The sequence below is a fragment of the Bartonella taylorii genome (assembly GCF_023920105.1).
Lineage (GTDB): Bacteria > Pseudomonadota > Alphaproteobacteria > Rhizobiales > Rhizobiaceae > Bartonella > Bartonella taylorii.
The window spans coordinates 923,259-934,741 of the sequence record NZ_CP083693.1 but is presented as its reverse complement, the minus strand read 5'-3'; the positions used below and the strand labels follow the sequence as shown (position 1 = coordinate 934,741).

Annotated in this window: 7 protein-coding genes and 1 pseudogene; 7 read left to right on the top strand and 1 reads right to left on the bottom strand. The window is 38.9% G+C overall.

The window, feature by feature from the left end; translation table 11 throughout:
* Positions 1–18 precede the first annotated feature (18 nt).
* Positions 19–465, bottom strand: coding sequence for an iron-responsive transcriptional regulator RirA (rirA, locus tag LBE40_RS04150; RefSeq protein ID WP_004860185.1), 447 nt, complete (start codon positions 463–465; stop codon positions 19–21).
* Positions 466–640: 175 nt separating this feature from the next.
* Between rirA and LBE40_RS04145 the strand changes: the two genes are divergently transcribed.
* From LBE40_RS04145 to lon, 7 genes and pseudogenes are all read left to right on the top strand, one after another.
* Complete coding sequence (locus LBE40_RS04145) at positions 641–2,905, top strand: sensor histidine kinase NtrY-like (protein WP_004860183.1); 2,265 nt, start codon at positions 641–643, stop codon at positions 2,903–2,905.
* 1 nt (position 2,906) lies between these two features.
* Complete coding sequence (gene ntrX, locus LBE40_RS04140; RefSeq protein WP_004860182.1) at positions 2,907–4,265, top strand: nitrogen assimilation response regulator NtrX; 1,359 nt, start codon at positions 2,907–2,909, stop codon at positions 4,263–4,265.
* A gap of 4 nt (positions 4,266–4,269) precedes the next feature.
* Positions 4,270–5,646, top strand: coding sequence for a Trk system potassium transporter TrkA (gene trkA, locus LBE40_RS04135; protein WP_004860180.1), 1,377 nt, complete (start codon positions 4,270–4,272; stop codon positions 5,644–5,646).
* 9 nt (positions 5,647–5,655) lie between these two features.
* Positions 5,656–6,460, top strand: a pseudogene (locus LBE40_RS08435) (hypothetical protein).
* Positions 6,461–6,605: 145 nt separating this feature from the next.
* Positions 6,606–7,229: an ATP-dependent Clp endopeptidase proteolytic subunit ClpP gene (clpP, locus tag LBE40_RS04125; RefSeq protein ID WP_004860179.1), complete on the top strand. Its 624-nt coding sequence runs from the start codon at positions 6,606–6,608 to the stop codon at positions 7,227–7,229.
* Between the two features lie 187 nt (positions 7,230–7,416).
* Complete coding sequence (gene clpX, locus LBE40_RS04120; RefSeq protein ID WP_004860176.1) at positions 7,417–8,691, top strand: ATP-dependent Clp protease ATP-binding subunit ClpX; 1,275 nt, start codon at positions 7,417–7,419, stop codon at positions 8,689–8,691.
* 169 nt (positions 8,692–8,860) lie between these two features.
* On the top strand, positions 8,861–11,284 hold the full coding sequence (gene lon / locus LBE40_RS04115; RefSeq protein WP_004860174.1) for an endopeptidase La: 2,424 nt from the start codon (positions 8,861–8,863) through the stop codon (positions 11,282–11,284).
* Positions 11,285–11,483: the final 199 nt, after the last annotated feature.

Below are 11,483 nucleotides of genomic sequence, written 5' to 3'. Positions count from 1 at the left end.
TCTCCCTTTTATATTATCTTAGTTTATTGTTTTATGATCATCAATTTTAAATTGATTTTGAAAGGTTGATCGTTGAAGATCAGCAAGGGATATCACTGATAATACATCAAAAAAAGCATTTAAAGCTTTTTGAAGTGCGGTACTTAAACCACAAAAATCTATTAGTGGGCAATTAGATTCTGCAGTATCGAAACATTCTGCCATGGAAAAGTTATCTTCTGTTACTTTTACAACATCAGCTACCGAAATCTCTGCTGCGGGTTTAGCTAATTTAACGCCACCATTACGCCCGCGTACTGTTTGTATAAAACCTGCTTCAACAAGTGGTTGAAGGATTTTAAATAAAAAAAGTTCGGAAACGGCATATGCTTTGGCAATTTCTGGGATACGACTAAGAGATCCCTGATTATCTGCACAGTACATGAGCATCCGGAGCGCATAATTTGTCTGTTTGGTTAACCGCATCTCAACTCCTCTGTAAATATTACTGAACGCGCTTTATTTTAAAGATATTTTGCAAAATGTAGAAGTTCTTTCTCTCTTTGCTCATTTGGTTATATTTTAAATGTGGTATTGGTATTGTCAATTTTTGTTACAAAAGGTTATATGGGGTAATGAGATAAGGTAATGTAAGCTAATCATGAATACAACATCTGTGACGAATCTCCAAGATACAGATCAACATATCTCTAATGATGAGTTGTATCGCTTAAGTAAGGTGTATATCTTTTTAGGTATCACAATTATTGTGTTGGCTTTGCTCACAGCATCTGTTTCATTTATCATTCTTATTGGATTAACTCCTATTATTCCCAGTAGGGCTGTAACTCTTGTTCTTATAGGAATTAACAGTATCTGGGTTTTAGGGCTCGTGATTATTGTTTTTTATGAGATGGTCCCCATCATTCGTGCGTGGCGCTCAAGACGCGCAGGTTCTCGTCTTCATGTGCGTCTTATTTCGTTATTTGCACTTGTTGCAACAATGCCGGCTGTTGCAGTTGCTCTTGTATCGGGACCTGCACTGAATTTAGGACTTGATCGATGGTTTGACACGACAACACGACAAATTGTAGGTTCTTCTATCAATTTAGCGAATGCTTATGCGGATGAAATGCTTCAAAATATGAAAAATTTATCCTATGCTATGGCATTTGCACTTGATAATAAAAAGCTTTTAGAGCGCAATCCAGCTGAATATAGGATGCAATTGACCCGTCATGCTATAGGGCGCAATCTGCGTGGTGCATTTTTGTTAAGTTCTAGCGGAAATGTTTTTATATCGAGTGATATTGGTGATGAGGATAAACTACCGATTCCCCCTACCAACCTTATCGAGCGTGCAACCAGCGCAAGGCCTTTTTCTTTTCAACCGGGGATTCATGATTATTTTGGCATTATTTTAAAATTTACGAATATCCCAAACACATTTTTGTATTTGGTGCGTGATGTCGATAAAGAAGTTTTATCTGCTTTGCGTTTGACAGAAGTCAATACAGATCGTTATCGTGACTTAAATGAAAATCGTCTGCTGACGCAAATCGCATTTGGTATGCTTTATTTGTGCCTTTTTTTTAGTTTGTTCTTATCAGCTATTTGGGCTGGTATTGCTGTTGCTGATCGTTTGGTGCGTCCTATTCGTCTTCTCATTAGTGCTGCTGATGATGTAGCTTCAGGAAATATGGAAGTTTTTGTACCAGTACGCGCGAGGGATGGAGATATTGGGCAGTTATCAAAAACTTTTAATTACATGGTCAGTGAATTAAAAAGTCGACGCAATGAGCTGATTGCAGTTCGTGATCAAATTGATGAGAGACGGCGTTTTTCTGAAGCTGTTTTGTCTGGAGTAACAGCGGGTGTGGCTGGCATTGATAATAATGGTGATATTACAATTATCAATAGGTCTATTGAAGCGATGTTTGATATTCGCTCTGAACTAGTTATTGGGCACAGTCTTTTATCGTTAAGTGCTGAAATTTGGAAAGTTTTTCAGTTTGCACGTTCGTTAGGTCGTAAAAATCATCGTGAGCAAGTAACTTTAAGTGTTGCAGGACAAGAACGCGTTTGTAATCTGCAAATTACGATGGAAGAAGATGACGGACAGGGGCAATCTTGGGTTCTAACGATTGATGATATTACAGACCTTGTTGCAGCACAACGTACATCGGCATGGGCAGATATTGCGCGCCGTATTGCACATGAAATCAAAAATCCACTTACGCCTATTCAGTTATCAGCTGAACGTATTCGTAAACGTTACAACAAAGTTATTACGCAGGATAGAGAGGTCTTTGAGCGATGTATTGATACGATTATTCGACAGGTGGGAGATATCGGGCGTATGGTTGATGAGTTTTCTTCTTTTGCGCGTATGCCTAAACCGCAGATGAATGTTTTGGATATACGCGGATTACTGCGTGAAGCATGCTTCTTGATAGAAGTGACGCGACATGATATTCATTTTGAGCAAGATTTAGGAAGTGTTCCACTTGTGGGTGCATTTGATAATCGTCTTATTGTGCAAGCTTTTTGCAATGTTATCAAAAATGCGAGCGAATCTATAGACGCGGTCATACGAGAGGAAAGTGTCTATGGGCATATTCTTGTACGTTCTTATCGTCAAGAAGGATATGTGGTTGTGGATGTTATTGATAATGGGAAAGGACTTCCTAAAGAGCAAAGGCAAAAATTATTAGAGCCTTATATAACAACGCGGGAAAAGGGAACAGGGCTCGGATTAGCTATTGTACGCAAAGTTATTGAAGATCATGGTGGTTCCATGGAGTTGCATGATGCGCCGAAGAGTTTTTATGAAGGTCGTGGTGCAATGATCCGTTTGATATTTCCAGCGGATGAGGCTAAGCAGGAGAATATTACACAAGCCACAAGTGGTAAGATAGGGGAATAGAATGGTATCAGATATCTTAATTGTTGATGATGAAGCAGATATTCGTGATCTTGTTGCTGGTATTTTGAATGATGAAGGTTATGAAACGCGTGTTGCCTGTAACTCTGATGAAGCTTTAGCACAAATTAATGAGCGTATTCCAAAGCTTATCTTTTTAGATATTTGGTTACAAGGAAGTCGTCTCGATGGTTTAGCGCTGCTTGATGAAATCAAAACGCGATACCCTGCTCTTCCGGTGGTCATGATCTCTGGTCATGGTAATATTGAGACGGCTGTTTCTGCGATAAAACGAGGGGCATATGATTTCATTGAAAAACCTTTTAAAACTGATCGGCTTGTATTGGTTGCGGAACGGACTCTTGAAAACTCAAATTTAAAACGTGAGCTTTTAGAGTTACGAAAACGCTCGAGTGAGACATTAGAACTGCTCGGAACATCAACAGTTATAAAACATTTGCGCCAAATCATAGAAAAAGTGGCACCAACCAATAGCCGTGTTATGATTACAGGTCCTTCTGGGGCGGGAAAAGAAATGGTTGCACGTGCTATTCACGCGCTTTCAACGCGTTCAAATGGGCCATTTGTTACAATAAATGCTGCAACGATTACTCCGGAAAGAATGGAGATAGAATTGTTTGGCAACGAAATGGAAGGAGGCGAGCGCAAGATCGGCGCATTAGAGGAAGCCCATGGTGGAATATTATATCTTGATGAAATTGCTGATATGCCACGTGAGACTCAAGGTAAGATTCTTCGGGTGTTGACGGGGCAAACATTTGAGAGGGTGGGCGGCACAAAACGTGTCAAGGTGGATGTTCGTATCATTTCTTCAACGGCGCAAAATCTTGAAAATCTCATTTCTGACGGGCGTTTTAGGGAGGATCTTTTCCACCGTCTTTCGGTTGTTCCCATTACTGTTCCACCACTTTCAGCGCGTCGTGAAGATATTCCGGAACTTGTGCATCATTTTGTAAAAACAATATCGCAGCAGGTTGGTATTAAGCCGCGTGAAATTAGTGATGATGTTATATCTATTTTACAAACACACGCTTGGCCGGGTAATGTACGGCAATTACGCAATAATATTGAACGTCTTCTCATTCTTGTGCGTGATGGGGATGGACCAATAACAGCAGAATTTCTCCCTAGTGAAGTGAGCGATTCTTTGCCACGTATTCAAATGGATGCAGATGAGAATATAATGGATTTACCGTTGCGTGAAGCACGGGAATTGTTTGAAAAGAGGTATTTGGTGGCGCAGATTGGTCGTTTGGGTGGAAATATATCGCGTACAGCTGAATTTATAGGTATGGAGCGTTCAGCCTTACACCGTAAGCTGAAAGCGCTTGGAGTTTCTTAAGATTATGCGTGTTATTATTTGCGGAGCAGGACAGGTTGGTTATGGAATAGCAGAGCGTCTTGCTACTGAAAATCATGATGTTACTGTTATTGATATTGAAACGAGATTGATTGAAAAAATTCGCGACACGTTGGATGTGAGAAGTTTTGTAGGTCACGGTTCACGTCCTGAAGTTCTTTTGGCTGCTGATGCAGACAAAGCTGATATGTTGATTGCAGTAACTTTATTTGATGAAGTCAATATGGTGGCTTGCCAAGTGGCGCACTCATTATTTAATGTTCCAACAAAAATAGCGCGTATTCGTTCACAATCTTATTTAGAACCACGTTATAAAACGCTTTTTGCTAGAGAGAATATTCCCATTGATGTGGTTATTTCGCCAGAAGTTGAAGTTGGGGAAATGGTTCTGCGTCGTATTGCTTTACCTGGTGCAATAGATGTTCTTTATTTTTGTAATGATGATATCGTTGCGTTAGCCTTGGAGTGTATGGAAGATTGTCCAGTTATTAATACACCTTTGCGTCAATTAACAGAGCTTTTTCCAGACCTTCGTACGACGGTTATCGCTATTAAGCGTGGTTCAGAATTATTGGTTGCGCACTCAGAGACGCAATTACGCGTTGGTGATGTAACCTATCTTGTTGCTGCTCGTGATCAGATGCGCCGTGCAGTTGGGCTTTTTGGTCATAAAGAACAAGATACCCATCGCATGATTATTGCAGGGGGTGGTCACATTGGTCTTTATGTTGCTCAAGCTATTGAAAAGCGCCACCATAAATTAAGATTGAAGATTATAGAATCGCAGAGAGAGAGAGCGCTAACGATTGCTGACCAACTCGAAAAAACGACTGTTTTATATGGTAATGTATTAGATCCAGTGATTCTTCAGGATGCTGGAATTGATCAGGCCGATTTAATGATTACATTGACCAATCAAGATCAGGTCAATCTCTTAAGTGCTATTATTGCTAAAAGATTGGGATGCAAAGCCAATATGGTATTGATCAATAATGTTGCGTATCAAGAGTTTAGCCGTGCAGTTGGTGTGGATGCATATCTTAATCCACATAGTGTTACGATATCGAGAATTTTGCAACAAATGCGTCGTGGTCGTATTCGTGCTGTTCACTCAGTTTTTAATGGACGAGCAGAAATTATTGAGGCTGAAGTTATGCAAACGTCTTCATTGGTTGGTAAGTCATTGTCAGAGCTTAATTTATCAGATGGTTTGAGAATTGGTGCAATCTACCGCAACAAGACAATAATACAGCTTTCAGCAGATACGCGTATTTTGTCTGGTGATCGGATAGTAATTTTTGCTCTTTCTGAATGTGTGCGTGATGTCGAGCAGCTATTTCGTGTAAGTTTAGAATATTTTTGATATATGCCTATGGATATTTGTACTTTTGCGTATAGTGGACAATTGACTGGTTGACAGACTTTGTTTATCCTCAATGGTTAGAACTGGGCAACGCGTTAAGCTTTTCAGTTATGATAAAAAATAGAAAGTCTACCTGTTGGTGTTGAATTGTGTGACGCCGAATCAATTCGGACACGTTCAGCAATTTATCGCCTTGATCCTAATTTTTTTGATGATAAACTAGGATGTACAATTGTTCAGTTTTTAGATTTTTTTCGTGTTATGTTGATGAAATATCAGCAAGGTGTTTGATTAGATGCAGATGTTTGCTTGGTTAAACAACTTCATCTAGATGCGGATAAGGTTTGGCTTGCAAAAGGAAATGCTATAAGGGTAGGTGTTTCTGCCACTTTATTTTCCGTCTGATAACCCTACTATAAAAGTGTTTGAAGATTTTTGGCCGGCACAGAAATGGTTCTTGATTGGCTTGGGTTTAAACGTCGTGTTTGGAAGTCATTCTGGTTAAAGAGGAAAAAATGCCGATTCTACTGGGAAGTCTTGGAGTTACGATATTTGGTAATGATGGTATTTCGCGATTAGCTAAACGATATGTTTTTTTCATGAAGCAAAAGTATAGGAAACTGTTTATTATTGTATAGGGCGAAAAACTGAATACATTTTTGATTCAGCTTTTGGTATTGATCCACTTGCAGATCCACGTTTGATAGGGTTTCATATTCACAGAAAAACAAAAACCACTCAAAAATCTCAGGAAGGAAGATTTTATCATTGGGCAGTATCTCGCATTTCTAATGCGCATGATTTTTTCAGGTAGAGTTATTATTGCTATTTTAACCATTGGGATTTTAATTTTTCCTAAAGAACATTGATTGTAGCTTGCGTAAGAGAGTATTGTTAGCCTATGGAGAAAAGCATTGAATGCGTGAAGAGCGATTGTTATATGAACGGAAAGTAAAAACATGAGTGATCTAATGAAAACAGCATTAAGCCTTGTGCCTATGGTTATTGAACAAACTAATCGCGGTGAGCGGGCCTATGATATTTTTTCTCGTCTTTTAAAAGAGCGGATTATTTTTATTAATGGTCCGGTTGAAGATGGTATGGCAATGCTTGTTTGTGCACAATTGCTTTTCTTGGAAGCGGAAAATCCTAAGAAAGAGATTAGTCTTTATATTAATTCACCTGGTGGTGTTGTGACATCCGGTATGGCAATTTATGATACTATGCAGTTTATTCGCCCTCCTGTTTCTACACTTTGCATGGGGCAAGCTGCGTCTATGGGGTCATTACTTTTAACGGCTGGAGCGAAAGGTCACCGTTTTACATTGCCGAATGCACGTATCATGGTACATCAACCATCTGGTGGTTTTCAAGGTCAGGCTTCAGATATTGAACGGCATGCACAAGATATTATAAAGATGAAACAGCGTTTAAATGAAATTTATGTTCAGCATACAGGTCAGGACTATGAGGTCATTGAGAGAACTCTTGATCGCGATCATTTTATGACCGCGGAAGAGGCCAAGCAATTTGGTTTAGTTGATGATGTTATACAATATCGTGCAGAAACTGAAAAAGATTAAGAGTTTTTATAGAAAAAAGAGCTACTTTAAAAAGAGAGAGTTTTGTAAGAGTATCACGAAAATAGCGGGAAAACACCTAAAGAGTATTATGACACGCGGTTTTTTTTATATGTCTTTTAGTTTTCGTTATGAAAAACTTCCTTCGAAAAGACAAAGTATTTATATAGCGTGGTGAAAGGAAAGAGAAATGAGCAAAATTGGCAATAGTGGGAGCGAATCAAAAAATACTCTCTATTGCTCGTTCTGCGGCAAAAGTCAGCATGAGGTGCGTAAGCTCATCGCGGGGCCTACCGTATTCATTTGTGATGAATGCGTAGAGCTTTGCATGGATATTATTCGTGAAGAAAATAAATCTTCTGGGATTAAGGCGCGTGATGGTGTTCCTACTCCACAGGAAATTATAACAGTTCTTGATGACTACGTTATTGGTCAGCAACATGCAAAGCGTGTTCTTTCTGTTGCTGTCCATAATCATTATAAGCGACTTGCGCATCAGTCTAAGAGCAATGATATTGAGTTAGCAAAATCGAATATTCTTCTTGTTGGACCAACAGGGTGCGGTAAAACTTATCTCGCGCAAACATTGGCGCGTATTATCGATGTACCTTTTACGATGGCTGATGCAACCACTTTGACTGAGGCAGGATATGTGGGTGAAGATGTTGAAAATATTATTCTAAAGCTTCTTCAAGCTGCTGACTATAATGTTGAACGTGCACAGCGTGGTATTGTTTATATTGATGAGGTTGATAAAATTTCTCGTAAAGCTGACAATCCTTCTATTACAAGAGATGTTTCAGGAGAAGGTGTGCAGCAGGCATTGTTAAAAATTATGGAAGGAACAATTGCCTCTGTTCCTCCTCAAGGAGGGCGTAAACATCCGCAACAAGAGTTTCTTCAGGTTGATACAACAAATATTTTATTTATTTGTGGAGGTGCTTTTGCAGGTTTGGAACGGATTATTTCGGGACGTGGTGAAAAAACCTCTATTGGTTTTTCTGCTACCGTTAAAGCACCTGACGAGCGTTGTGTTGGTGAAATTTTTCGTGATTTAGAGCCTGAAGATCTTATAAAGTTTGGTTTGATACCAGAGTTTATTGGCCGTCTTCCTATTGTAGCTACCTTAGAGGATTTAGATGTTAACGCCCTTGTTCAAATTTTATCACAACCCAAAAATGCGTTGGTGAAACAATATCAGCGTCTTTTTGAGATGGAAAATGTTGAGTTAGCATTTCATGAAGATGCATTACGTGTTATTGCTAAGAAGGCGATTGAGCGTAAAACCGGTGCACGTGGTTTACGTTCTATTATGGAGAAGATACTTCTTGAAACAATGTTTGAGCTTCCTGCTCTTGAAGGCGTTCAAAAAGTGGTCATTTCGAGTGACGTTGTTGATGAGAAAGCGCGTCCTCTTTACATTTACTCAGAACGTGCAGAAGATAAAGAAAATGTATCGGCATGACGTTGAGGTGGTAATAAATCTCATTTGAGGATGGACATTTCTGGATATTATAGTCATGATTCTTGATTTATACGTTCGCAGTTACCACTTCATGTATTTGGAGCGCCGAGGTTTTTTCTAAGGGTGGGTTTGTGTAGTGGATAGATCATAGGCTCGAGAAAGGAAAGTTATGCAATATATTGGTGAAAAAACAGATGAAGTAAGAGAGGGATTTTATGCTGTTTTACCTCTTCGTGATATTGTTGTCTTCCCGCATATGATTGTTCCACTTTTTGTGGGCCGCGAGAAATCAATTCGTGCTCTTGAAGAAACGATGGCGGTTGATAAACAGATACTGTTGGTTACGCAAAAAAATGCTTCTGATGATGATCCAAAATCAGAGGATATTTATGATATAGGTACGCTTGCTAATATTCTTCAACTTTTAAAACTTCCTGATGGGACTGTAAAAGTTTTGGTTGAAGGCACAGCGCGTGCAAAAATGAGCCAATTTATGGCGAATGAAGATTATCATCAGGCTTGTGCAACTGTTACAGAAGAGCCTAGAGAAAATGATGTTGAGATTGAAGCTCTTTCAAGGTCAGTGATTGCTTATTTTGAAAATTATGTAAAACTTAATAAAAAAATTTCTCCTGAAGTTGTTAATGCTATTAGTCAGATTGATAATCCTTCTAAGCTTGCTGATACTATTGCTTCCCATTTGATGATTAAACTTTCAGAAAAGCAAGAAGTATTGGAGCTATTACCTGTACGTAAGCGTCTTGAACGTGTTCTTTCTTTCATGGAAGGAGAAATTTCTGTTTTACAGGTTGAAAAGCGTATTCGTTCGCATGTTAAACGGCAGATGGAAAAAAACCAAAGGGAATATTATCTCAATGAGCAGATGAAGGCCATTCAGAAAGAGTTGGGAGCGGGTGATGATAGCCGTGATGAGCTCTCTGAATTAGAAGAACGCATCAAGAAGACAAAACTTTCGAAGGAAGCGCATGAAAAGGCTGGGGCAGAATTGAGAAAATTACGGAGTATGTCCCCCATGTCTGCTGAAGCGACAGTTGTACGTAACTATCTTGATTGGTTGTTAGCAATGCCTTGGGGCAAAAAATCGAAGATTAAAAACAATTTAGATTTTGCTGAAAAAATCATGAATAATGAGCATTTTGGTCTTGAAAAAGTTAAGGAACGAATTGTTGAATATTTAGCAGTACAAAGTCGAGCATCAAAGATAAAAGGTCCGATTATTTGTTTGCTGGGCCCTCCTGGTGTAGGAAAAACATCACTAGCCCGCTCTATTGCGAAAGCGACGGGGCGTGAATATGTTCGTATCTCATTAGGAGGTGTGCGGGATGAAGCAGAAATTCGTGGACACCGCCGAACATATATTGGTTCTATGCCCGGAAAAATTATTCAGTCTATGAAAAAATCTAAAAAATCTAATCCGCTTTTCTTGCTTGATGAAATTGACAAAATGGGGCAAGATTTCCGTGGAGATCCTTCGTCAGCTTTATTAGAGGTGCTTGATCCTGAACAAAATGGTACATTTATTGATCACTATTTGGAAGTCGAATATGATCTTTCTGATGTAATGTTTATTACCACTGCCAATACGCTTAATATTCCAGGGCCGTTAATGGATAGAATGGAAATTATTCGTATTGCTGGCTATACTGAATCTGAGAAAATGGAGATTGTTAAACAGCATCTTTTACCAAAAGCATTAAAAGACCACTGTTTGTCTAAAAAAGAGTTCAACGTTTCTGATGGTGCTATAAAATCTATTATTCAATTCTACACACGTGAAGCGGGGGTTCGTAATCTTGAGCGTGAATTAATGAAGATTGCCCGTAAATCGGTTACAAAAATTCTTAAAACACATCAAAAATCTGTAAAGATTACAGAAGATAATATTAATGATTTCTTGGGTGTTAAGCGTTACCACTACAATCAGATTGAAGGAGAAAATCAAATTGGTGTTGTTACTGGGCTTGCGTGGACAGAAGTTGGTGGAGAGCTATTGACTATTGAAGGGGTTATGATGTCAGGCAAAGGAAAGATGACTGTAACTGGAAATTTGCGCGATATTATGAAGGAATCAATTTCAGCAGCAGCTTCTTATGTACGGTTTCGTGCTGTTGATTTTGGTATTGAGCCTCCTCTGTTTGATAAACGTGATATCCATGTTCATGTTCCAGAGGGTGCTACACCAAAAGATGGACCATCAGCTGGGATTGCAATGGTGACGGCAATTGTTTCAGTGCTAACAGGGATAGCGGTACATAAAGATATTGCAATGACGGGCGAAATTACTTTACGTGGACGTGTTTTACCGATTGGTGGATTGAAAGAAAAACTACTGGCTGCTCTTCGAGGAGGTATAAAAAAAGTACTTATTCCTGAAGAAAATGCAAAAGATTTGATTGATATTCCCGATGACGTCAAAAATAATATGGAAATTGTTCCAGTAAATCACGTGAGTGAAGTTCTTAAGCATGCTTTAGTTCGTTTCCCTGAACCTATTGAATGGATAGAGCCATCTACCGTACCTGTATCCATCAGGACAGAGAATGATAGTGAAGGAATACAGATTGCGCACTGATTCATTATCTCATTTGTAATTGCATTTTCAAAGAAACAGGAAGCGTTTTCATGGTTGTTTTTTTGCTTATTTAAAAAAAAAGTAAAAAATTCCGTGAATAACTGTGATTATTGCTAAAAAAACAATGTTTTGAATAAAAATAAGGCTTCTGTTTGCTGTACTTTTCAATAAACTGAGCGACAACACGATTAAGTGTGTT

Bases quoted from the DNA above. Each gene is read 5' to 3' on its own strand.
- rirA (WP_004860185.1), bottom strand. From the start codon at position 465: ATGCGGTTAACCAAACAGACAAATTATGCGCTCCGGATGCTCATGTAC.
- clpX (WP_004860176.1), top strand. From the start codon at position 7,417: ATGAGCAAAATTGGCAATAGTGGGAGCGAATCAAAAAATACTCTCTAT.
- lon (WP_004860174.1), top strand. From the start codon at position 8,861: ATGCAATATATTGGTGAAAAAACAGATGAAGTAAGAGAGGGATTTTAT.
- LBE40_RS04145 (WP_004860183.1), top strand. From the start codon at position 641: ATGAATACAACATCTGTGACGAATCTCCAAGATACAGATCAACATATC.
- ntrX (WP_004860182.1), top strand. From the start codon at position 2,907: ATGGTATCAGATATCTTAATTGTTGATGATGAAGCAGATATTCGTGAT.
- trkA (WP_004860180.1), top strand. From the start codon at position 4,270: ATGCGTGTTATTATTTGCGGAGCAGGACAGGTTGGTTATGGAATAGCA.
- clpP (WP_004860179.1), top strand. From the start codon at position 6,606: ATGAGTGATCTAATGAAAACAGCATTAAGCCTTGTGCCTATGGTTATT.